At 45.5% G+C, this 24,039-nt stretch carries 23 protein-coding genes and 1 tRNA gene; 4 read left to right on the top strand and 20 right to left on the bottom strand.

Annotated elements, in window-relative coordinates; all coding sequences use genetic code 11:
- Nucleotides 1–67: 67 nt before the first annotated feature.
- Entirely contained in the window at nt 68–415 is a 348-nt protein-coding gene (gene ytxJ / locus CXK86_RS07620; RefSeq protein ID WP_036674876.1) for a bacillithiol system redox-active protein YtxJ, read from the bottom strand.
- Between the two features lie 122 nt (nt 416–537).
- Nucleotides 538–1,041 carry a hypothetical protein gene (locus CXK86_RS07615; RefSeq protein WP_179086481.1) on the bottom strand — a complete coding sequence of 168 codons (504 nt, stop codon included), beginning with the start codon at nt 1,039–1,041 and terminating at the stop codon, nt 538–540.
- A 186-nt stretch (nt 1,042–1,227) separates the two neighbouring features.
- On the opposite strand from CXK86_RS07615, the gene CXK86_RS07610 reads away from it, so the two are divergent.
- On the top strand, nt 1,228–1,752 hold the full coding sequence (locus tag CXK86_RS07610) for a type 1 glutamine amidotransferase domain-containing protein (RefSeq protein ID WP_036674874.1): 525 nt from the start codon (nt 1,228–1,230) through the stop codon (nt 1,750–1,752).
- A 120-nt stretch (nt 1,753–1,872) separates the two neighbouring features.
- Here CXK86_RS07610 and ptsP read toward each other — a convergent pair whose 3' ends face one another.
- From ptsP to aroA, 5 genes are all read right to left on the bottom strand, one after another.
- Nucleotides 1,873–3,633: a phosphoenolpyruvate--protein phosphotransferase gene (gene ptsP, locus CXK86_RS07605; RefSeq protein WP_036674873.1), complete on the bottom strand. Its 1,761-nt coding sequence runs from the start codon at nt 3,631–3,633 to the stop codon at nt 1,873–1,875.
- The gene (locus CXK86_RS07600; RefSeq protein WP_036674872.1) at nt 3,630–5,510 is read right to left on the bottom strand and encodes a glucose PTS transporter subunit IIA; all 1,881 of its coding nucleotides are present in this window, start codon (nt 5,508–5,510) and stop codon (nt 3,630–3,632) included. Before CXK86_RS07600 ends, ptsP begins: the two co-directional genes overlap by 4 nt.
- 218 nt (nt 5,511–5,728) lie before the next feature.
- Nucleotides 5,729–7,009, bottom strand: a complete 1,281-nt coding sequence (locus tag CXK86_RS07595) for a hypothetical protein (protein WP_165789853.1) — start codon at nt 7,007–7,009, stop codon at nt 5,729–5,731.
- Nucleotides 7,010–7,166: 157 nt separating this feature from the next.
- On the bottom strand, nt 7,167–7,601 hold the full coding sequence (locus CXK86_RS07590) for a CoA-binding protein (RefSeq protein WP_017687409.1): 435 nt from the start codon (nt 7,599–7,601) through the stop codon (nt 7,167–7,169).
- 60 nt (nt 7,602–7,661) lie between these two features.
- A complete protein-coding gene (gene aroA, locus CXK86_RS07585) occupies nt 7,662–8,957 on the bottom strand; it encodes a 3-phosphoshikimate 1-carboxyvinyltransferase (protein ID WP_047843705.1) in 1,296 nt (431 codons plus the stop codon).
- A gap of 105 nt (nt 8,958–9,062) precedes the next feature.
- On the opposite strand from aroA, the gene CXK86_RS07580 reads away from it, so the two are divergent.
- Complete coding sequence (locus CXK86_RS07580) at nt 9,063–9,368, top strand: rhodanese-like domain-containing protein (protein WP_017687407.1); 306 nt, start codon at nt 9,063–9,065, stop codon at nt 9,366–9,368.
- A 136-nt stretch (nt 9,369–9,504) separates the two neighbouring features.
- Here CXK86_RS07580 and CXK86_RS07575 read toward each other — a convergent pair whose 3' ends face one another.
- The 4 genes from CXK86_RS07575 to CXK86_RS07560 form a co-directional block, all read right to left on the bottom strand.
- The gene (locus CXK86_RS07575; RefSeq protein WP_036614703.1) at nt 9,505–10,014 is read right to left on the bottom strand and encodes a shikimate kinase; all 510 of its coding nucleotides are present in this window, start codon (nt 10,012–10,014) and stop codon (nt 9,505–9,507) included.
- A gap of 596 nt (nt 10,015–10,610) precedes the next feature.
- Nucleotides 10,611–12,020 carry an NADP-dependent phosphogluconate dehydrogenase gene (gene gndA, locus CXK86_RS07570; protein ID WP_036614715.1) on the bottom strand — a complete coding sequence of 470 codons (1,410 nt, stop codon included), beginning with the start codon at nt 12,018–12,020 and terminating at the stop codon, nt 10,611–10,613.
- Nucleotides 12,021–12,192: 172 nt separating this feature from the next.
- A complete protein-coding gene (locus CXK86_RS07565) occupies nt 12,193–12,792 on the bottom strand; it encodes a hypothetical protein (RefSeq protein ID WP_036614719.1) in 600 nt (199 codons plus the stop codon).
- 253 nt (nt 12,793–13,045) lie between these two features.
- Nucleotides 13,046–14,338 (bottom strand): MFS transporter, encoded by a 1,293-nt coding sequence (locus CXK86_RS07560; RefSeq protein ID WP_101313582.1) that lies wholly within the window; start codon nt 14,336–14,338, stop codon nt 13,046–13,048.
- A 176-nt stretch (nt 14,339–14,514) separates the two neighbouring features.
- Between CXK86_RS07560 and CXK86_RS07555 the strand changes: the two genes are divergently transcribed.
- On the top strand, nt 14,515–15,990 hold the full coding sequence (locus CXK86_RS07555) for an aminotransferase class I/II-fold pyridoxal phosphate-dependent enzyme (RefSeq protein ID WP_036675042.1): 1,476 nt from the start codon (nt 14,515–14,517) through the stop codon (nt 15,988–15,990).
- Nucleotides 15,991–16,197: 207 nt separating this feature from the next.
- On the opposite strand, the gene CXK86_RS07550 is transcribed toward CXK86_RS07555, so the two are convergent.
- The 9 genes from CXK86_RS07550 to CXK86_RS07505 form a co-directional block, all read right to left on the bottom strand.
- Entirely contained in the window at nt 16,198–16,515 is a 318-nt protein-coding gene (locus CXK86_RS07550) for a DUF1292 domain-containing protein (protein WP_036614722.1), read from the bottom strand.
- A 97-nt stretch (nt 16,516–16,612) separates the two neighbouring features.
- Entirely contained in the window at nt 16,613–17,167 is a 555-nt protein-coding gene (locus CXK86_RS07545; protein ID WP_036614723.1) for a stalk domain-containing protein, read from the bottom strand.
- Between the two features lie 475 nt (nt 17,168–17,642).
- The gene (locus tag CXK86_RS07535) at nt 17,643–17,822 is read right to left on the bottom strand and encodes a hypothetical protein (RefSeq protein ID WP_036614724.1); all 180 of its coding nucleotides are present in this window, start codon (nt 17,820–17,822) and stop codon (nt 17,643–17,645) included.
- Nucleotides 17,823–17,964: 142 nt separating this feature from the next.
- Nucleotides 17,965–18,384 carry an organic hydroperoxide resistance protein gene (locus CXK86_RS07530; RefSeq protein ID WP_017687397.1) on the bottom strand — a complete coding sequence of 140 codons (420 nt, stop codon included), beginning with the start codon at nt 18,382–18,384 and terminating at the stop codon, nt 17,965–17,967.
- A 416-nt stretch (nt 18,385–18,800) separates the two neighbouring features.
- On the bottom strand, nt 18,801–19,487 hold the full coding sequence (locus CXK86_RS07525) for a hypothetical protein (protein WP_047843708.1): 687 nt from the start codon (nt 19,485–19,487) through the stop codon (nt 18,801–18,803).
- 2 nt (nt 19,488–19,489) lie between these two features.
- Nucleotides 19,490–20,488, bottom strand: coding sequence for a glycoside hydrolase family protein (locus CXK86_RS07520; protein ID WP_101313581.1), 999 nt, complete (start codon nt 20,486–20,488; stop codon nt 19,490–19,492).
- Complete coding sequence (locus CXK86_RS07515) at nt 20,475–20,747, bottom strand: hypothetical protein (protein WP_101313580.1); 273 nt, start codon at nt 20,745–20,747, stop codon at nt 20,475–20,477. The genes CXK86_RS07520 and CXK86_RS07515 overlap by 14 nt, the downstream gene beginning before the upstream one ends.
- Nucleotides 20,748–20,929: 182 nt before the next feature.
- The gene (locus CXK86_RS07510) at nt 20,930–23,140 is read right to left on the bottom strand and encodes a M1 family metallopeptidase (RefSeq protein ID WP_101313579.1); all 2,211 of its coding nucleotides are present in this window, start codon (nt 23,138–23,140) and stop codon (nt 20,930–20,932) included.
- Nucleotides 23,141–23,330: 190 nt separating this feature from the next.
- Nucleotides 23,331–23,403: transfer RNA gene (locus tag CXK86_RS07505), tRNA-Val, on the bottom strand.
- Nucleotides 23,404–23,622: 219 nt separating this feature from the next.
- On the opposite strand from CXK86_RS07505, the gene CXK86_RS31820 reads away from it, so the two are divergent.
- Entirely contained in the window at nt 23,623–23,805 is a 183-nt protein-coding gene (locus CXK86_RS31820; RefSeq protein WP_143781238.1) for a hypothetical protein, read from the top strand.
- The last annotated feature ends 234 nt before the right edge of the window (nt 23,806–24,039 follow it).

The raw sequence follows: 24,039 nt of genomic DNA, 5'->3' as shown, positions 1-24,039 counted from the left end.
TTTTCATACCATTTTCATTAAGATTTATATTACGACAAATTTTTGCATTAATCAATTAAAATAGGCTTTAGGACTCACTCAAAACATTCGTAAGTGTGGTTCTAGTAATATCTGAATGGGAAGTATGCCATACAGGAATTCCCTTTTTAATCAGGATCGCCTGTGGAGATTCGTGCTTAACACCCAGCTTGTCTGCTGCTTCATTGGATACCGGGCGATCTTCCACAACATAGATAATGCCATATTTCACTTGTTCATTGGCATTGTTAAGCAAATAATCGTTCATCTCCTGATAAGCGTTTGAGCTGATCGGACAGCGCGTGCTATGCTTAAACAGAAGTAAGGGTTGATCCTTGGTAGCCTCCACTGCGGAGTTTAGCTGTTCAATACTTGTCATTTTAGTCATGTCAGCCATTAGATATACATCCCCCTTTACCAGGAATACCGCTATGTTGAGCGTTTTCACTCTTCGATATCTTAACAAAAAGTGCGCGAAAAAGCCAATTTTCATGAAAACAAGCATTTTACACGTCAAAATTAGACAGCATTTGAGAAGTACTCCTGCCACACAAATCCGGATAATTGACTTAATCTACGCTCCGTGGTCTCCATCCACGCTGCATCACCAGACTTCGTTGCGTAACCCATAATGTCCAGCAGCAGATTGATACGCTCCTCCACTGCTTGCTGCATACGATGTTCCATCTCCCGATCCGTCGCATCCGGCCAGGCCAACAGTAACTCATGAAACAGGTCTGCCAGTTCATTACGTTCACCAAAAGATACGTCTTGCTTCACGGGCTGTTCACCCAATGTGTTAATGCATTCTGTTAAGTCCGGCTTGACCGGCGGAAGCACTTCATATGATACACAGTCTGTACACGCAAATACGGGTACGTTTCGAATCTCCACTTTTTTGGCGTACACCACTGTTCTTAATTCCAACTCCATTACATGTCCACATCTGCACGACTTGCGCACCACCATCACCTCATTCGTTCTATACTCTATATAAGTACCATTCGACCTATTTCGGCTCAAATCCTGCTATAAACGAAAGGTTGCACAAATTACCACTCCCTCCAGATGAAGGTTGTCGAATGCAGGCAGTTACTGACTTGTAATCGCTTCCTCCAAACTGAATATGCACTTCCATGAAGTCCCTTGGAGAATCTGTTACAATTAAAGACGCAACAGACCTAATCACCACAAAAAGGAGAGATGGACATGAGATTAACCGGCAAAAAAGTCATCGCTCTGGTCGATGAAGAATTCGAAGATTTAGAATTGTGGTACCCTGTACATCGGGTTCGTGAAGAAGGTGCAGAAGTGCATCTTGCTGGAGAGAAAAAAGGAAAAACCTATATTGGCAAATATGGTGTGCCTGCTGAAGCCGAATACAGTTTCGATGAACTCGACAGTTCAGATTACGATGGCATTCTCGTGCCAGGCGGCTGGGCACCAGACAAGCTGCGTCGTTATCCCAAAGTACTTGAGCTTGTGAAGGAAATGAATGCAGACCGAAAACCGATTGGACAGATCTGTCATGCGGGCTGGGTGCTGATTTCTGCCAAAATTCTGGACGGGGTTACAGTAACCTCTACACCAGGCATTCGGGATGACATGGAAAATGCAGGTGCGATCTGGAAAGATGAAGCCGTTGTTGTTGATGGACATATCATCTCAGCTCGTCGCCCGCCTGACCTTCCACCTTATGGCAAGGCATTCTGTGATGCACTCGCTGACAAGTAAAAATAACCCCATTGTGCTCTCATGCACAGTGGGGTTATTTTATATAACAAGGTTTCCAACAAATAATTATCACAAATGTAAATATATTAACTTAAAGGTATTTATATCCAGTTATCCTAATTACGATGCGTTCGAACCACTTTGTTCATCCGGACTTCCCGTGGAGTCATTAAAGACTTGCAGTCGCTCCTCAATATCTCCGCTGGTCCGTAAGGCGAAGCACTTTCGCGCTTCTTCTTTGGCGGTCGATGCTGTTGTGTTCAGCACTCTGTGCTTCACACGTAACAAGGATTGTGGAGACATACTCAAGTGGCGAATGCCAAGCTCCAACCAAAGCGGAATAGCACGTTCGTCCCCTGCCATCTCTCCGCACACACTGACATCAATTCCAGCCGTATGAGCCGCATCTGCTGTCGCACGAAGCATCCGCAGAACAGCCGGATGATAGGGGTGATACATATGAGCAATCTGCTCATTCATTCGATCTACTGCCAGTACATATTGAACCAGGTCGTTCGTACCAATACTGAAGAAATCAGCTTCCTCTGCGAGCAGATCAGCAATCATCACCGCTGCAGGAACTTCGATCATAATTCCCACCTGAATGTGAGGATCGTATGATAATCCCCGCTCGTCCAGATCGGACATTGCCTCACGAAGAATCTCATTGGCCTGTTGAAGTTCTTCCACCGAAGAGATCATCGGGTACATGATTTTGACATTTCCGGCCGCACTGGCACGCAAGATGGCTGTAAGCTGTGTTTTGAACAGATCCTTGCGGTCGAGACTAATCCGAATTGCACGGTAACCCAGAAACGGATTGTCTTCCTCCGGCAATTCAAAATAATCGAGTTGCTTGTCACCACCGATATCCAGTGTACGAATAACAACGGATTGTCCTGCTGTTTTCTCTGCCACAAGACGGTACACCTCATACTGTTCTTGCTCACCCGGGAACGTAGCACGGTCCATATACAAAAACTCTGTTCGGAACAAGCCCACACCTTTGGCTCCTTGTTTCAAAGCAAGGTCCAATTCCTTCACCGAACTGATATTGGAAGCCAAGTGCAAAACGGCCCCATCTTTGGTTACGGCATCCACGGTAGCAAGGACTTGAAGTTGTTCCTTTTTCTTCAGTTGTTTGCTGCGAAGCATGGTATACCGTTCAATGGTCTTGCGATCCGGGTCTGTAAATACCAAGCCATTGTCACCATCCACCACAAGCATATCCCCTGTCTCTACCGGCATACCAAGACTCGCTTCCAGACCGGAAACGAGAGGAATGCCAAGGGCACGAGCCATAATCGCGGAATGTGATGTTTTCCCGCCAATCAAGGTCACAATGCCTAGCACATGGGTGGGATTCAGATGCGCCAGTTGAGATGGCGACAGTTCTTTGGCAACGAGTACATACGGCTGGGTATCCGAAGGAAGTGTAATCTCCGGTGCACCGAGCAAATGCTTGAGCAGACGGTTACCCACATCCTTGATGTCAATGGCCCGCTCCTTCATATACTCGTCTTCCAGCAAGTCAAACATCGTGACAAAATGGTCTATGGCTTCTTTGACCGCCACTTCTGCTGCCTTATATTGACGCTCTATAATGCCGCGAATTTCGTTCATGAATACCGGATCTTCCAGGATTGCCAGATGTGCATCAAAGATACTGGACTCCTCTGGACCAACAACTTCCTTGAACTCATTTTTGATATATTCGATCTCATCTTTTGATGTCCGTATGCCCTCATACAGCCGTTCGAACTCTTGAGCGAGATCCACCGAATCCATCTTCTGATCCGGCAGATCCCATTCCCAACTGGGCAGGACAAATGCTTTGCCGATGGCTATGCCTGCAGCTCCGTTGATGCCTTGTATCTTCATTCTACCCCTCCAACGTTCCTGTCATAGAGCACCACGGACATAACGGATGCCTGACCTTTCTTAACTTGCTTAAATGGAGCAAAACTCCATGATTTTACACGATCTGGATTCGTAATTACCATTGGTGTTGTTAGTGACGCCGCTTGCTCGCGGAGTACTGCCAGATCAAACTTGATCAACAACTGCCCCGGCTCCACCGTATCGCCCTCCTGAACAAAAGCTTCAAAATGGCCTTTCAACTGAGAGGTATCGATGCCGATATGCAGCAACACTTCAAGCCCCTCACGGGTAGATATACCCAAGGCATGCATGGTCGGGTACAAGTGCATAATCGTTCCGTACACGGGTGAGACCAGCTCTCCCTTTTCCGGGACAAAGGCTACACCATCACCGACAAGCTTGGCTGCAAAGATCTGATCCGGCACCTCTTCAATCGGGAGCATTTTGCCCTGAACGGGGGCACAGAACAGAACCTGTTGCAGATCTCTTTCCAGCAGCTTCGCGATTTCTTCCCGAATCAATTCCGAGTAGGTCCCGAATACCACCTGTACGTTACCGCCACCCAGCTTGATAAGTCCAGCGGACCCCATACTCTTCATGGCACCCGTGTCGATCAGACGGTCATCATGCACAGTCAGGCGAAGACGTGTAATACAAGCTTCAACCTGTACAATGTTACTCTTCCCACCCAATGCTTCGAGGATTAAAGGTGCCTGATAAGGAATGTTACCTACCCAATCTTCCAGCATGGAGCCCTCTTCACGTCCTGGTGTTGGAATCTTGAACGTACGAATTGCCCATCGGAACAGGAAGTAGTAAACCAGCCCATATAGTATGCCAATCGGAATGAGCTTCCAAGCATTCTCCGATAGATGGAAATTGAGTATGTAATCAATAATACCTGCGGAGTAAGAAAATCCATGCCGGATATCAAGCCAGTAACTAATCCACATGGCAACGCCGGACATCACTGCATGCACGATGAACAGATATGGTGCCGCGAACAAAAAAGCAAACTCAATCTGTTCCGATACCCCGGTTAGAAAACAAACGAGTGCCGATGTCAGAAAAGTTTTCTTGATTTTTGGTTTCAGATCTTCCCTGGCTTCCTGAATAATAGCAAAGGCTATTGCCGGAATGGCAAACATCATGATGGGAAACAAACCCGCCATAAAGAATCCTGCTGTTGGATCACCTGCAAAAAATCGGGGCAAATCCCCTTGCACAATGTTACCATCAGGCGTTTCAAACGTCCCTAACTGGAACCAAAACACATTGTTAAGCAGGTGATGAAGCCCAAAAGCAACCAGCACCCTGTATAACACTCCGTAGATGAACAGTCCAAAACCCCCGAGACTGTATTCCCAGGTAGCAATGCCGTTCAATCCATGCTGTAGGATCGGAGCGAGCCATAACATAAAACAGGAGAACAATGCCGAACAGAGTCCGACGATGAGCAAAACAAACCTTGAACCTCCAAAAAATTGTAAAATTTCAGGCAGTTTAATGCTTTTAAACCGATTATGCATCCCACCGGCAAGCGCGCCGAGTATGATTCCGATTAAGGAAGCGGGCTGAACGGTGCCATCCCCGAAGTTCCGAGTTACCTGATCATATATCACGATACCAGCCAGAGCAGCAAGTCCCGCTTGTCCGGCCTGGTTGGAGAGTCCCAGTGCTACACCGACAGCGAACAGATACGGTAAGAAATAAAAAATACCGTGTCCGGCCACGGTAGACACTTCACCGACAATATCCAATCCCCAGGCGTCCCAAGGCAGACTGCCAACACTAAGCAAAATTGCGGCGGCGGGCAGGACCATTGTAGGCAGCATTACCGCTCGTCCGAGCTGCTGCAAGGATCCGAGCCAATTCATGGCGACCTCTCCTTTCTATCCTAGATGGTAAGCTTTACGCAACGTTTTGTCAAAGCAAAACAGTAACCAATTCGTTAAGCATTCATGCTGTACAGTAAACAATAAAAAGACCGCATCTTCATGCGGCCTTGGTTCTGAATTATACTATACACAGAACGATTAGTTAACATTTTTTTGAAATATTTCACTCATTGACCATAAAACTATAAATGGCTTTTCTAATTTTTTTTACCAATAGCAACCAGTTTGGTTCCTGCAACATAAATGGTTCCATCATTAGAAATAACCCATTGGTCGTTAATGTCATGATTAACTGACATTTTCCAATTAATCTTGGCTGTATCCAGTTTCATGGATACGAGATAGTTTTTATTTTCTGCATAGTTTTTATAATGATAAATAAGATTCCCATTACGATCAATGATGGGTTCACTGGTGAAATAAGTTCTGTCCTCATTGTTAAATGTTGTTACTTTCTTGTTCTGTGCATGATAAATGTTTCTCCCAAACACCACGTCACCTTGTTTGCTTATTGAAGGACCGTGTGAGTTACTTGTACTTTGAAATCCCCCCCTAATAGTCTTCTTCAGCTTACCCTTGGTATCAAATATGTGAAGATTATCGCCACCGATAACATAAATTTGATGGTTATCGTAGATCGGACTCAGAAGATTCTCCCCGGTGTACCTCGTACTCGATATCTTCTTCCCCTCTTGGTTATACTGAATCAATTCACCCGATTTCACCCTGCCGCTCTGTCTGATATCATCTTGGGATGATATGGTTAAAAAGATTCGGTCCTTAACAAAGATAGGATCGGAGACAATAAAAAAGGGTTTAGAATTAATCTCTGTGCCCATGAGAATGTTAAACTTTTCGCTGCCATCCTTACGAATTCCAAGTAGTCTTTTCTCCTCTTTTATATCTTCTCCCTCACTAACAGGTTTATTATTATGTATAACTTGTACATACGAAGCAGTAACAATAATTACTCCATCCTTATTGACATCAACGTTATTACCAGTCGTGTAATCCCTGTACCTTTTTTCCCAAATCTGTTTGCCGTCTAGTGTATAACTCGATATACTCGCTGTTCCAAAGTCCTCTGATCCTCTTCCTCCTTCAGGGATATCATCCCCAACAATAACCAGGGAACTATCCTTGTAGAGATACATATCGGATATAGCATTAATATGTTCTAGTTTACTCGACCACAACATTTTCCCTTTAGGCGTGACAGCCGTCAGTTGTGGGTGACCAAAATTATCATGAGAAATAAGATATATTATCCCTTTGGAATCCACAACAACATGTCTTACATAATTTTTCAAATCTAATGCCCATTTAATTTCTGGTCTTTTAGCAGGTGCAACGTAAGGGGACTGTCTGGTCCACACATCACTCTGATGAATGGCTGCATTGGCAGCATAAGCGGTAGTTTCTCTTGGCAGGGCTACTACGGCCAAAGCAACGAGCAGCATGACTGCTATTTTTTTCAAAGAACATCTCATTCTCACTTCATCCTCCTTTTATTTCATTCCATAATACTATGATAAACAGAAAAAATCCCGTCAACTTCAAGTTAACGGGATTCATCCTATAATCATTCAATTGGTTCAGATCAGGAGATCATTCGATCACAGGTGAACGAGCCTATCAGCCGCGTCCAGCGCCGCGCAGAACGATGGAATCCTCTACCTTGATACAACGATTCGTTACCGCTGTCATGCCGTTCTCTGCAGCAATCTGGACCGCTTCATCACTATGGATGCCAAGTTGCAGCCACAGCACATTTGCTTTGATGGCAGCGGCGTCACGAGCGACATCCGCGCAAAACTCTTCGCGACGAAACACATTGACAATGTCTACCGGCTCTGGGATATCCGCGAGTGTAGCATATACCGTCTCTCCCAGGATTTCACCTTGCACCTGTGGATTAACCGGGATGATGCGATAACCTCTGCTCTGCATGGCTTCTGCCACCATATAGGAAGTGCGATCTGATTTGTCTGATAAGCCGACGACTGCGATGTTGCCTGCCTTGCGCAAAAGTTGTCCAATTTCTTCACGAGTAGGGTTGTTAAATTCCATGTTCAAGCACCATCCTTTTCTGAATTAAAGTGCGTGTTCAAAAAACAGGTTTTCAGTTATTTACTCTTTTACCCATTGAACCGAGGCGCCAAGCGCCTGCAAATGATCGAAATATTGCGGATAAGACTTGGCTACATGGTGTGCATCCCGAATACGAAGCGGCTCCTTGGAACGCAGACCAACGACAGTGAGCGCCATAATTACGCGATGATCGTAGTGAGCGTTAATCTCAACGCCGCCTTCAACGCCTTCTGGACGTCCATGAACGATAATCTCAGCTTGACGCTCTTCAACGTTCGCTCCTGCCTTCCGCAGTTCGTTCAAATAATCGGTGATTCGGTCACATTCCTTGTAACGCAGGTTCTCTACATTATAGAACCGTGAGGTGCCTTCCGCAAACACAGCTGCGGCTACCATAGCCAAAACGGCGTCCGTCGCGGCATCCCCGTCGAATTCGATCGCTTTCAGTCTGCCATTACCTTGAACGTGTACAACATCGTTCTCATGTGTCAATGGCACTTCCATCATGCGCAGCACGTCAACGATGGCACGTTCACCCTGTTTGCTCTGCTCCATCAGGCGCAGAATCTTCACATCAGACTGTGTAACCGCTGCTGCGGCAAGAACGGCTGCCGAGCCCGGGTAGTCCCCTTGAACCGTGTAGGTTGTCGGCTGGTAAGCCTGTCCACCTGGTACACGGAAGGACATGTAATCATCACTTGCATGGATAACGATGCCTGCCTGCTCCAGCACTTCCAGCGTCTGTCCGATAACAACCTTGGACTTCAGGTCATTCAGTACTTCGATGGTGCTGTCTTCTGCAAGCAACGGAGTTACAAACAACAACGCACTCAGATATTGGGAGCTGACGGAGCCGGATACACGAATGTGTCCACCCTTGGCATTGCCACCCTTGATTGTAATCGGCAGGCGTCCTTGTTCATGCTGTACATCTACACCCAATTGACCAAGCGCATCGATCAGGTCATCATGTGGACGTTTGCCCAGTGAATCCGGGTACGTATTCACAAATGTAACGTCAGGGCAGAGCGCTGTAACACCCATCAGGAAACGAAGTACAGCACCCGCATTCCCTACATTCAATTCACGCACATCACGGGGATGACTGCCAAAACCCTGGATCACAATCTTGCTGTCGTCTTCTTCAAGTACTGCCCCCAGATCACGAATACATCTGCGCATGGCGTCACTGTCTTCACTGTGTGCCGGGAAATGGATGGTACTTGTGCCTTCCGCCAGCGCAGCAGCCAGCAAATAGCGAGTCGTGTAGTTTTTAGAGGACAGAGCCCCGATTTCCCCGTTCAGAGTGGGGGTTGGTTTAACAATAACGTCCATGGATGAAATTCTCCTTCATTGATTATATTGTGGCCAAATTGACATTCCGTGCATCGCTTGGGTATCATTATAGCGTTAAGTCCATACAGAAAAGAGGACCTGAATATGACACAAATAGCTGAAATTGAAACGTCTGAGCTGCGCCGCCGTTTACAGGCGGGAGAGAAGTTGCAGATGATAGACGTCCGTGAGGACGATGAAGTCGCGCAAGGCATGATCGAAGGAGCCAAGCATATTCCGCTTGGACAGATTCCGGACCGTCTGTCTGAGATTGAGAAATCAGGCGAGATCGTGATCATCTGTCGTAGCGGTTACCGCAGTGAGCGTGCATGTGAATATCTGCAGCAACTGGGATATGAAGGCTGTACAAACATGGTCGGCGGTATGCTTCAGTGGCAACAGGAAGACTAGAGAAGCTCGGAGAGAAGCGAAGTCATTTGTAACCTTGTGACCTCAGCTCTGCTCCACTCCTAGAAACGGGCCTATATGGCCCGTTTTGTTATATCTGCCACCACCTATCACCCATCAAACTTCGATGATAACAAGCTTAGACGCGGTAATGCGCTAAAATTAAACGAGTCACTTCAGCAGCGGATAACTCGGTTGTATCCACCGTATAATGTGCGAACCGATATGCGTCTTTCCGTTCTTCCATAATTGCCTGAATGCGTTCCTCTGCATTGCCTGCGAGGAGTGGGCGATTGTCACAGCCACTAACACGCTCTACAATCACTGCCGGATCAGCAGTCAAGGCAACAACCCAACCATTCTTCAACATCACGTCACAATTATCCGAACGCAGCACCACGCCACCTCCGGTCGCTATGACCTGTGACTTCTTCTCCAGCACCGAGCATAACATGCGGCTCTCGGCATCACGGAAATACGTCTCTCCCTTGCCAGTGAACAATTCCGGAATCGTACAGCCTTCCTCTTTTTCCACCGCGGCGTCTACATCAATCAATCGATAACCAAGCTCGCGTGCAAGCATGTCAGCGACGGTTGATTTGCCGGTTCCCATCATACCGATGAGAATAATATTGTTAGACTTGCTCAAGGTGTACACTCCTTTAATTCAAGCAATTCGTGAGCACTTTTGTCCTATCATAACACAGCCCTGCGGACTGGGAAAGACCATCTCCTCACTGACTTCCTTTCGACCATCCGCAAGTACTTCCAAGACAGATTAAGTAACTCCCGGCATCTAAGCCTACGGCAGATCACCCTTAAGCAGTTTTGAGCCCCCAAACGTTTTCAATCAGTGACCAACTAGTAACTTAACGAACAGCAATGAGCTTATTTACGTAAAATAGGAGCAGATAAACTTCTAACGAATCTCAGTAAACTTATTTCAAAAAAATCACCGTCAAAACAGCGAAATCTCGCTGCAAATTATTGAAATAGGGCCTATTGAGTTCGTTAAAAAATAGAACCGGCTCATTTTGCCAAAATAGAGTGTCTCATGTTCATTAGGTCTAGAACCAGCAACATATCTTCTCCATCAACACTATTACTGTATAACACAGTAAAAAAAGAGGCCTAGCGTTAACCGGCAATCACCGGAACGCCAAACCTCTTTTGAGCTCCTTAGCAGGCCAAACCTGCCACTTAAAGGGGCACTAGCCAAATCATAATAGAATTGTATATGTGGTACTACTCCATCCAGTTGTGGTGGAAGCTGCCTTCTTTGTCCACACGTTTGAACGTGTGAGCACCGAAGTAGTCACGTTGAGCTTGCAGCAAGTTTGCTGGCAAACGCTCTGTACGGTAGCTGTCGTAGTAAGAAAGAGCGCTGGAGAAGCCAGGTACCGGAACACCTTGTTTTACAGCAGCCGCTACAACTTCACGCCACGCGCCTTGATAAGACTCAACGATGTTTTGGAAGTAAGGATCCAAGAGCAGGTTTTTCAGTGCTGCGTCTTTATCATAAGCTTCTTTGATGTTTTGCAGGAACTGTGAACGGATGATGCAGCCACCACGGAAGATCATGGCAATGTTGCCGTATTTCAGATCCCAGCCATACTCGTCGGAAGCTGCACGCATTTGTGCAAATCCTTGTGCGTAGGATACGATTTTACTTGCAAACAATGCTTTACGAACGCTCTCGATGAACGCTTTTTTGTCGCCGGAGAACGCTTCAGTCGCTGGTCCATTCAGGATTTTGCTAGCTGCTACACGCTCGTCCTTCATGGCAGACAGGAAACGGGAGAATACGGATTCTGTAATCATGGACAATGGAACGCCGAGATCCAGCGCACTTTGGCTTGTCCATTTACCTGTTCCTTTTTGTCCAGCAGCGTCCAGAATAACGTCAACCATTGGTTTGCCGGTTTCCGGATCGTATTTAGAGAAGATATCTGCCGTGATTTCGATCAGGTAGCTATCCAGCTCTCCTTGATTCCATTCCGTAAAGATCGCATGCAGCTCTTCAACGGAAACGTTCAATACGGATTTGAGCAAGTGGTACGCTTCACCAATCAACTGCATATCTCCGTACTCGATACCGTTATGCACCATTTTCACATAGTGTCCGGCACCGTCTGGTCCAATATATGTACAACATGGATCGTCACCGACTTTGGCCGAGATTGCCGTCAGGATCGGTTCAACCAGTTTATAAGCACTTTCCTGTCCACCTGGCATGATGGAAGGGCCTTTCAGTGCGCCTTCTTCACCACCGGATACACCTGTACCGATGAAACGAATGCCTTTGTCTTCCAACTCTTTGCTGCGACGTTGCGTGTCAGGGAAGTATGCGTTCCCTCCATCAATGATGATGTCGCCCTCATCCAGGTGAGGAAGCAGTTGTTCAATGGTAGCGTCGGTCGCTTTACCAGCTTGTACCATGATCAAAATTTTGCGCGGGGATTCCAGGGATGCTACGAACTCTTCAATGGAGAATGAGCCTGTCAGGTTTTTACCTTCAGCTTCTTTCAGAAGATCATTGGTTTTCTCCGGGGAACGGTTAAATACCGATACTGAGAAACCTTTGCTTTCAATGTTAAGGGCCAAATTTTTGCCCATGACAGCCAGGCCAATTACGCCAATTTGTTGTTTTGTCATCTGGTCCTCCATCCTTTGCTCCAATTAATTTTATTGAAATAAATTCTCAACAATACTCCCATTTTAACGGTTTTATGTATAGAAGTGAACCCCGTGGCACAGCTACGCAACGAGAAAACACCCCAATCTGCTGAGGTGTTCATCGTATTTTCATAAATACGGCCTTATCTTGTCATCCTTCCAACATTAACAGATGTCCAGACAACTGTTTTAAGACTTGACGGCAAGCATTTGCTTTTTCGATATTATCCATCTGCATGGCCGTGTAGAGGCGCTCCAGTTCATCGTCTACTTCCATGCGCAACAACATGAGCCTTTCCTCGCCTTCACGCGAGAGGAACATTTCTTCCATCTCTTCCGCCGTCGGCGCAGGTTCCTTTTGAAAAATGACACGCTGTTTGAACCCAGACACTTCCACGAGCCGAATGACTTCACCGAATAAAATATTCTCCACGGTCATCTGCTGATCCTTAAATCGCTTCACAACCGCATGCCCGCGTGTATCTCCAATTAGCTTCTCCAGCCACTCTGCAAGTTTTGCATCCTTAATGATATAATCTCCAGTCATCTTGTAGTTCCCCGTGCGCGTCTGTTGAAAGCGGAGCTTTACCAGCTTGCGGCCGGTCCGGACTGACAGGATAAAAAAGGATTCGTCCTCGCTCCAATATAGTGAATATCCCTCACGAATAAGGTCTCTGATCAAATTTTGGATATGCCGACGGTTGAACCGCAGCTCCAGATTGCAATATTCAACTTCATAACTCTTATTCACGGCACTCCCTCCATCTGTACCGGATCAACTCCGGCCCTCGTCTTCAATCGCTTCTACTCAATCGGCTTACCCTATTTTATACTTCATTTTATGTAAGGGTACTTGGTTATTTGACTATTTTTCACCGAAAGGACCGCCGGATTGCAGCTTTCCGCAGACGCACAGGGGCAAGCCCCCGATTATCGTGATATATTGGACGCGAAAAAGGGAGCCCCACAACCAATACAGTTGGTGGAACTCCCTTTTCTTTTGCTTATTTGGCCGGAGCGGTGCGAAACGGATTGCGGGATAACACAAAGTGCACAACGGCAAGTCCTGCCATGACGATGGCACTGCCGATGAATGGAGCCGGATGGCTCACGTGGTCCCACAGCAGTCCGGAAACAATGGGGCCTACAACCATGCCTGATCCCTGCAATGTAAGGAAGAATCCCCAGATCGCACCCCGCTCCCCTTTGGGAATCAGCGTGGCTACAAAAGCATTCCAGGCGGGCAAAATCATGGCATAACTGATGCCCACCAGCATGACAACACCAAACACCACCGGAATGGATGTTATGGAGGAGAATGCAAACAGACTTGCCGCCGCCATCAAAAAACCAACATTCAGGAACGGTTTCGTCCCAAACCTGTCTACCATTTTACCAACAGGCAGCAAGGCAATAACGGTTATTCCACCACCCGCAATCAGCAACAAACTGTATAGATTCGGTGAGATGTGCAGGTCTGTGCGTGTATATAGCGTGATTACTGGACTGAGCAGCCCGATGACAAACGACTGCATAAACAGGGCAGGATAAACCAGTGGATTAACATTAAGTGTGCTGCGTACCCGTTGCAGTGTGTCCTTCACACTCTTTTGCAGCCGGATGAACGGCGTGAGCAGATTTGGTTTGGCTGGATATTTCACATCACTATTCTTCGCTGCTTGCTCGGCATGCTCTCCTTCAACAATGACACGTCCAGGAAGAATCATGGCCACCAGAATAACGAGAATGGCACAACCCATCAGCACGAGGAATATGGTGCGATAATCATGATGCGTGCGCTCCAGTAGCCAGTTCATGCCTATAGGTCCAAGCCCCGTTCCGCCGAGAGCAGCCATCTCCAGCGCCCCCATTGCTGTACCATTTTTGTTCTGTGGGCCTGACATCGCCGTCACGCCTGTCATGGCGCAAGGCCAGAGTGGTGACGTACCAATGCCAAGAATCAGACAGGCCATGGCCAGTCCAACGGCACTTTTGAGAAAAAGGATCATAATAACAGCGATTAAGGTACAGATTAATGCTGTAACCATCGTTGCGCGGAACCCGATCCGTTCTGCTGCCCAGCCGGAAGGCGCCCGAAACAGATTATCTCCCAAATATTGAAGAGCAAATGCCACACCAATGACGCCTGCAGACAGACCCAGTATATTGTCCATATACACCGGCAGAACTGCTACCAACAGGGCCCCTTTGATAATTTCAACTAGAAAAAGTGTCAGCCACATCGCGATAAAAAATGGTGATCGCAAAATTTTGGCTGGTTTTGTATCGGTTTGCATTCTTTTTCCCCTTTCGGCGTTCATTTGCCTATTCCCTATCCTTAGTGTAACCGTGGGGAATGTGTCCAAATCTCGGCAATTCAAAAAATTGTCGATTATACTGTTGCATTCGGTTCTTAATTTGCTATACTCATCTTTGTTTACCAATTTTATTAGGAAGGGTTGTGACAGCACTGATGAATCACCACCGTACGCCGCTGTTTACCGCTTTAAAAAATCATGCGGCACTCAATCCGGTACAGTTTCATATTCCGGGCCATAAAAAAGGATTGGGAGCGGATACCGAATTCCGTGAATTTATTGGCGATAATGCCTTCTCCATAGATTTGATTAACATCGCACCGTTGGATGACCTGCATCAGCCAACCGGTGTCATTCAGGAAGCACAGATTTTGGCAGCAGATGCCTTCGGAGCCGATTATACCTATTTTAGTGTACAAGGCACAAGCAGTGCCATTATGACCATGATTCTGTCTGTATGCTCACCGGGTGACAAAATTATTGTGCCCCGTAATGTGCATAAATCGGTTCTGTCCGCGATTATTTTCTCAGGCGCCAAACCCGTATTTGTTTCTCCTTCACAAGATCCCAATCTGGGCATTGACCACGGAGTGACCACACAGTCTATCCGTCGCGCACTTGAGCGTCATCCAGATGCCAAGGCATTGCTTGTAATTAACCCGACCTATTACGGCGTGGTTACAGATCTGAAAGAGATTGTTGAGCTGGCACACAGCTATCAAGTCCCTGTCCTTGTTGATGAAGCACACGGTGTACTCATTCATTTCCATGAGGATCTGCCGTTGTCTGCGATGGCAGCAGGTGCCGATATGGCTGCAACCAGTGTTCACAAGCTTGGTGGCTCCATGACACAGAGTTCCGTACTCAACCTGAACACGAAGAATGGGTTCGTGAATCCACAGCGTGTACAGACGATCCTGAGTCTGCTCACCTCAACATCAACTTCATACATTTTGCTTGCTTCACTCGATACATCAAGACGTAACCTGGCACTCCACGGTCGTGAGATTGCACAGAAGGCGATTGAACTAGCTGAGTTTGCCAGACGTTCGATTAACGATATGGATGGCCTGTATTGCTTCGGCAGAGAGCTGCTGGGTACAGAAGCGACTTTCAACTATGATCCAACCAAAGTAACGATCCATGTTCGCCATCTGGGTATTACAGGGTATGAGACAGAGAACTGGCTGCGTGAACATTACAACATCGAGGTTGAACTTAGTGATATGTACAATATTCTGTGTCTCATTACGCCAGGAGATACGGATAATAGTGTGGATATCTTGCTGAACGCTTTGCAGGATCTCTCCCGTACCTATTATCAAGTGAACCCGGCCCATGAACTGGTCGTAAAAGTTCCGGATATTCCACAGTTGATGCTGACTCCACGTGATGCATTCTACGGTGATACCGAAGTGATTCCGTTTAAGGAATCCGCAGGACGTATTATCTCGGAATTCATCTATGTCTATCCGCCAGGAATTCCGATCCTGTTGCCGGGTGAGGTTATCACCCAGGAAAATATCGACTACATCATCGATCATGTTGAAGTTGGATTACCCGTCAAAGGACCCGAAGATCGCAGCGTAACCAACGTTAAAGTGATCGTGGAAGCCGATGCCATTTTCTAGAACAATCTCCTTGCGCTGTGCAGGGGATAAACTTAAAGGACCAAGCCCTAGCTTGGTCCGTTTTTATTTTATGGGACAAGCGAGTTTGCATTTTCCCGTCTATTTCGTAGTTCAAACCGGTGGTGTAAATGCTCGTATACCTCTTGAAAAACAAACAAAAGGCCCCCTGAGATCAAGGAGCCTTCATGTTATGTTCCAAAAGAATGACTATTCTTGTGATGCAACGAGTTCGTTGTAAGCCGCTTCAACGCGGTTCCACTCTTCTTCGTCTTCAATATTGTAGAGCACCATTTCCTCGTCTTCTTCTTCCATACGCAGGATGATGCCGTCAGCTTCAGGATTGTTACGTTCCAGCAGGAGCGCATAAACATGCTTCTCCACGTCAAACGTCTCCACCAAAACCATCTCCACGTCTTGGCCGTTCTCGTCTGTTAATGTGAGAAGGACTTCTTCATGCTCGTGGTCGTGGTCGTGGTCTTGCCCGCATCCGCAGCCATCGCCGTGTTCATGTGTGTGATCGCTCATTGAAATACCTCGCTTTATAAATAGAAATTGTGTAACCCTGCATATCGTAACATGTTCAATGACACAGGTCAATTTAACTCACAGGGTTATTTTCGCTTCAATCGTTCAGCGCTGTAATGATTTTCTCCGCTACCAGGACGTAGCTGCTGTTTGCATTTTCTTTAATATGAAAGCCGACCTGATATTTGCCGGCACGACTGAAATCATACGTAAAATCATATGTGCGGAACCAGAAGTTATCCTTCTGGGTTGTAAGCTCCTGTGACTGGATATCCTTCACCTGACCGCTTGGATTGGTAATCGTTACTTTCACCGCAGCTACATCTGCTGTCAGACTGTCCACTTGTGAAAATACATTGAATTTCAGCTTACCTACGTTAACGTTGCCAAATACAGTGTCTCCCTTGAAGAGAAAAATATGTACATTCGGTTTGATCACCGTTACTCTCTTGTTACTGCTGTCCCATTTGACGACGCCTCCGGCTTCCCTGACAGGTACATAGGTCGTTCCATCAATGAGATAACCTCCATCAGCTGCTTCCTTGCCGTTAATGAGAACACGAATCTTCTCGTTCACCGAATCTGCAAACAATAAAGACCCGCCGAGCAAGGAGAATACCGTGACACAAAGCAATATTCGTTTCCATTTCATCCCGTCAATATTCCCTCCCCTGCTGCTAGCTGTTGTACATTTATACTGCAGATTCATCCACAAAGTTGCGCTGTTTTTCATCATTTTTCATTTTTTATCCAGAATTTTTTCCACCCCTTGGAATGCACAAAAAGAGGCGATCCTCATTAAAGGATGCCCCTGATCTATAATTGTTATATATACGGGATTATACGAAGAGTTTATGAAGAAGTATGGCGGGTCAATATACAGGGAACGCCCTTGCCTAAAGCCCCTTCAATTCTCATACGTGCAGCGTAATCCATACCTCGTGTACATGGTGTCTTACATCTCTCGCATACATCCGATGTGACCAACTTCATGGATACACGTATTTTATCACTCTTTAATGCGGGAGCTTTCTTACCTTTTGCCTTTGCCATCCCGGATTCCCCATTTCCCCAAGTGCTTACTGATGTAATGCATCATATGGGGATTCGCCCGGTTGTGTGTCTATTTAGAAAACGTATTTAAATAATAAAAATATGACAAGGAGGATACCTCCGAGAATGAGCCAGTTGCTGATTTCATACCAAATACCCTTGCCTCCGGACAGGTATTTCTGTTCATTCTCCTGATGACGCTGACGGTGGGTATCGGTCTCAGAGCCATGGGGTGGTTTGCTAAAATCCATCATAAGTACATTCCCCTTTCAGCAGTTTTGTGTAAACTTACTACCATTATAACCCACAATTGAGTGCGAAATTGATTTTTATGCATAAAAAACCAAAAAACCTCCGATTTCTCGGAGGCTTCTTATCAACAAATAGTATCAGTGATTACGCGAGTTCCACGTTAACATTCACGTTCCCTTTGATTCCTTTGGAATATGGGCAGTAGTCATGGGCAAGTTTCACAAACTTCTGTGCTGTTTCTTCATCTAGACCAAGGATTTTAACTTCCAAATCGACTTGAAGCTTCACGCCGTTATCCTCAGAGTCCGTCACCAACATTACGGTTGCAGCTACCGTACTTCTTTCAATCTCAACTTTGTGTTTCTTCAATTGAAACTCCAGTGCGGAGTTAAAACAAGCACTATATCCTGCTGCAAACAACTGCTCCGGATTGGTAGCTGTCGTCACTTGTCCTCCGAGTTCAGGCGGTGCAGCAACATCCAACATAAACACGTTATCTGGGGATTGTACGATGCCTTGACGTCCACCTGTATTGATTACTGTAGTTTCATATAATGTTTTCATTTGTGAAAACTCCTTTAGTTAATTAGATTTATTTTGACTAAAATTTGATCTCATTTGTATCACCAACAATTACATTGTACACAATTTAATTGTGTATGTAAATAGTTAATATAAAAAATAATATAGTTTAAAACACGTTTGGAGAATAATTCTTTTCTAACCCCGGACAAGCCCAAGCCTAAAGTCAGTGCACTTTCTGAGTTGTTCGCTGTATCCACCAAACTTGGCCTGACTTCATTCTCTAAATAAAAATGGTACCCAAACACTGCACTTCATTTTCAAAGCGTCCGTGTTTAGGTACCAAATTACTGCACGTATATCTTTTTACCGATCCATACAGATAATCTATTTATTCTCATAGTCATTCCAATTCAAATCATGCACCTTATTCATCTTCAGATGTCTTCCCAGTTTGATTAATTACTCCAGATATCCACTTTCATCTGTGCACATTTGAAATACTTGGCCTCGGCCTTACTTGTAGTCAGCTTCAAAAGACATTGCAGTTCTCCATGTTGGAACAACCCACCGCTAAGGTCAGCAGCAACACCGCCATATTGATCATCCGCACCAAGCCATACCGACGGTCTCTCGAACCCAGCTGAGAACTGTAATCCGGTACAGAGCAACACAGTGAGATTCTTACGGTTCTGTGCTTCATCTCCTGCTACGCCATGTGTGGTGAAGAACACCATGTTTTGATTAAAATCCGTGTACGTTCCATCTGCTTTATAGGCACGGACCATACCATATTTCTGATTTACGTTTTGAAAAAAAGTGATTCCGGCCTTGCTATCCTTCGATTTAATGCCAACCTGAACTGAGATTCCAATGTTCCCGTTTAATTGTAGCGCTTCCAAAGTGATTGCAATTGCTGTTACTTTCGAGCTGTCAATCAGATGTTTCATTTTTAACTCTGCCGTGGCTCCTGCCGTTGTCGGAGTTGTAACGGTAATGGTCCCTCTGTCGGGCAAAGGCTCAAACGTAGGGGTGCCCACCACCTCCACCCAATCCGGTAACGTTCCGTAAAGAAAATCGGCCACAAGCTGTTTGTGAACCTTTCCAAAGGGCACAATCTGACCCGCTGCATCACGTATAACCATCTCTACACCCCCACCGAATAGGCTACACCGATATTATGATCGGTATTGTAATACACGTACACTACACCGTCCATAACGGACACCATCAAGGACTGCATGTTGGTCGTTTCCCAATCCAATGCCGGAAAATATATATCTGTAGGTTTGTCCAGCAGTTGACGAAAGTCTGCACTGATCTTGGCAATGGCAGGCCGAGCTACCGTCGTAACCCCACCGGAAGCATAAGCTGATAACATACCCAGCCACCACATGCTCCCTTTGTACATAAATACACCAGCATTGGGTCTCGAAATGTTTTCTCCTGCACTTAAAGTGGCATCATTCCCACCCATTAATGGTCTTGGATCAGCTAACCAGCTACGTCCGTCATGTGAATGCCAGATACATTTACGGCCAAAGTCACCACCGCCCATCACCGAGAAACCGATCCATTTGCCGCCATTTCTGAAACACGAGAAGTAACCGGTATGACCATCACCTGGGAACCCGGGAGGTTTGTCCAAAATCAAACCCACTCTTGTCCAGTTGATCATGTCTACAGAGGTCGCAAGTGCCGTCGATTGATTGATCCCCAGTCCGTTTTGTTGATAATACATAAAGAACAATTGTTCTTCATCGTTCCAGATCACAAATGGAGTTTCCGTCGAATTCCCAACCACAGTATCGAGATACACCTGTCCGTGTTTGGTCCATGGTCCTGTCGGGCTGTTCGAGTAGGCTAGTCCAATTCCTCCGATGTGATTATGATTGGTAGAATACGTAGCATAATAATCTGCTTTTGCATCAGGGATAAGCCCCTTCACCTTGATCGCCCGAAACCAATAGATCGATTGAAGACCCGCCATTGCAGCAGTATACATAGGATTGTCCATTTTTTTATCAAATTGAGGCGTGTACATCCGTCTGGTTTCTGCATCACAATAATCATAAGGCGCAACGGCCCTGCTTGCCTTCATCGCTGCGTCGAGTGCTGTCTGAGCAATATTTTCAGTCATAGACATGGGAACTCAACTCCTTCGTGAGCAGGGTATTACCATTTACCGGTCGCGAATATAAAACATCCGAAGTGTCCTTTAATAGGATTGAAAAATCAACAACATTATCCTCATTCGTAGCGGGCTCCAGAGTAATACAAATGATAGGACAAATTCTAGCATTATATGAATACGCTTTCATCTTGTTCATTCCTTTATTTCCTTTACAGTTGTAATCAGCAACTGTCCCTTTCATTGGTACGCCCGGATAATGTTGATCCTTCATATTAATCCCTCCTATTGTTTTCTCCCGATAAGTATATTCATGAAGTTGCCTTTGTGTTAAAGCATTATGCCCATCTTGCAGCCTATTATTCTAAGACTGGTTCTCATATAAAACATAAACAGGCTAACCAATACAAATTGGCTAACCTGTTTGAACGAAGAAACTGCAAAACCGATTCCTTATTACTCCGCAAAAAGTGAAGATATGGGATTCGCAACTTTTTTATTGGATTTCTCCTTGCCTTGGTTATCCATTACATAGTACTGGTAAAAGTCGTTAGTGAATCCGGTAGACTCCTGTATTTTCAGCTTAAAAGCTTCAAATGCCACATCACTCAGATGATCCTCATTCCAGAAATAATGAAGCATCAATCGATTCTGGTTATAGGGATGTTTGATAACGTATGCACCCGCGGCGAGAGGTTGATTCATGGTATTTTTCCAAGGAAAACCCGTCTGTTTCGTTCGATCAATAATGTTGAATTTTAAAGCCTGCACCAATCCGTTTGACTTGGCATTGCCAATGACAATAAGGTTGCTGTTGCCGATCTCTTTTTTCATCTTTTGCTTCAGTTCCTTGCGATCCCTTATAATGTCGTATTTCATACCAGTCATATCAAGGAATCCGGTCAACTGATTAACCATATCTTCCTGCTGTTTAGTTGCAAGCTTACTCACCTGATCGCTGAGCACAATGGTTAATTCCTCGCCTTGAAGGGCTTTGTCCATCAATCGATTCATCACTTCATATGGCAGATTAGGAACCATACCCATGACAGCCTGATATTGCACTTGTAAGACATCATGCACATAGGCGGCGGTCTCTTCCTGTGATAATTGGTATTCCGGCTTTAAGACAAAATCAGGCTGATATAGGGCCATCTGCATTTCTGAACGTATTTCTTTACCAAGCACATCTTCAATGGTTTGAAGCAGCCCCTCTACCGTTGCATTTTGGTACACGTAGCGTTTGAAATATGTCCTCATCAACTCGTCAAATTTCTCTTCACCGACGGAACGGTAAAGCTGATAGATCGCTTGTCGCCCCTTCTGATAATATACCAAACTTGCCAAATCCCCAGCTTCATCGTTTGTTGACGCAATCGCCATATCTACGGGTGCAGTATCAAACTGTATGGATCTGAACCCATTTAGCTTGTCTCCCTGTTTCTCGGCAAAATACACCATGGAGAAATCGGCAAAGCCTTCATCCAGGAAGGATTCTGTCTCCGAGTTATTACCGATCAATGCATGGAACCACTGATGCGCTATTTCATGAACAAATGTGGTGTCTTCTTCTGGAATAGCACCATTTTGAATCTGTCCCATCTGGATGAGCCTCGCGTACTCCACGGCAACGCCTTGTACATACGTCTCGACAATTCGGAACTCTGGATAGGGATACTTGCCATATTTCTCACTATAAAAATCGATGACCTTGAATGCCTGATTAATGTACCGGTCAACTATCTTTTTCTTGGATGGATCATCGTTATAATAGTAGTATTCCACCGTCAGACCGTTACGGGTAACACTCTCCAATTGAAGGTTTGGACTAGCAAAGAATACAAACTCCCTTGTATTCTCGGCCACAGCAGACACAATCTTACGACCATGTTCTGTACTGTCTTGAGTGGTGATCGTGCCCGGCATGGCTACCTGATACTCATCAGGAACATTGAATTGAACTTCAAAGTCCGATGAGGTGTAATAATCGCTCTCAAATGTTCGACTATACGGCGCCTTGTTCCATTGATGCTTAACCTCGTCATATACAGACATCACCGAGAACCAGTGTGCACCATTGATCATGTCCTTGTAGTAGGAAACTCGCTGTGAGCCATAGGGTATATTCAACTGAAACTCCAGTTGGAATGATACAGATTCGCCTGGTTGAACGGGCTCTTTCAACTGCACGGTCAACGCTTGGTTTTCCTTATGGAAATCCAGCGATTGGCTATTTGCTGTTACAGCCTGAATATCGATGCCACCCAGAAAGTCCGCCGCTGTCTTCTCCGGATGTTCTTCACTAATCTTCTCATTATGCTGTTGGTACATGCTCGCCTGTGTAGACTTGGAGAGGTTTGCGTCAGCATATGTATGAAGGACCAGCTGCTGGAGTGCATCCTTGCTTGTGTTGCGATACGTTACCTTCTCGCTCCCCTGGATCGTCATTTCCTTCTCATTTAATCGAGCCTGAATCTGGTATTGAATTGGCGTCTGCTCTAAAGAGTCTTTAGGTGTGTTATATATCTTCGTAGATACAGGTGCTGGGCCTGCTTCCGCGGCAACAACCCCCATGTTGGCAAGTGGGCTTGCTGCCAGTATTAAAGCCAGTGTACCCGCAATCCCTACTCTGGCTAACTTTGATGTAAATGGACTTGAATAATTCATAAGTTCTCTCCCTCTTCTGTTCTATATTGACCTCAGAACCAAGTATAGAAGACGAACCTTACGCTGAATTTATGTTTTATTTAAGTTTTGTTTAAAAAGAGGAAGAGAAACTGAAACTATCGCAAATCGCATTCATGTTTGTATGTAAAAAAAAAGAAAAGAAGCCTTACAATGTAAGGCTTCTTATGTATGATCTGTAGTGGGCTCGAACCACTGACCCCTACCCTGTCAAGATAGTGCTCTCCCAGCTGAGCTAACAGATCATGATATATAATTGTTTCCCAATCAAGTAACAGTATCATATCAAGTAACCGTGTTCATTGTCAATGATTTATTTGGTTATAATTCACCCGAAATGGTGCACAATAAAGGAAAGATTACCATTTCTACAACGAGGTGAATTCCCTATCAGAAACATAACAAAACGGTCAAAATCCAATAAATATACATTTACCAAATGCTTCTTTCTCTTTGCTGGGCTTATGATTCTCATTACTACCGTTACGGGTTGCGGCTTGGAGAAGGATGAACATACGGTACAATTCCAACAATTACAACAGCCCAATGAAAATAGTGAGTCTCTGCCCGTCTGGCTGGACGTATACTCCAAATCTGTAATTCAAGATGTGTATTCTCCGCGAGGAAGCAGTGAAGTCTTGCCGTGAAGGTTAACAGGTGAATTACTCATCTTCATCCCACTTGCGTGAGTATGCTTTCTTCGTAACGTAATACAACAGAGTAATCATTCCCGCCGACATTAACAATGTAATTACCATGATGCCTGTCATGCCCATCACTACCCCCTCCTCTCCCAATATGTTCCAGACTTCACTATACAGGAAAAACATTTTTTTGTATAATTCAGTCTGATATGTCGCGCAAGAGCAGAAAGAAGGAAT

Origin of the sequence: Paenibacillus sp. BGI2013 (genome assembly GCF_002843485.1) — a bacterium.
Taxonomy (GTDB): Bacteria; Bacillota; Bacilli; order Paenibacillales; family Paenibacillaceae; genus Paenibacillus; species Paenibacillus amylolyticus.
This window is presented reverse-complemented; position numbering and strand designations above follow the sequence as displayed.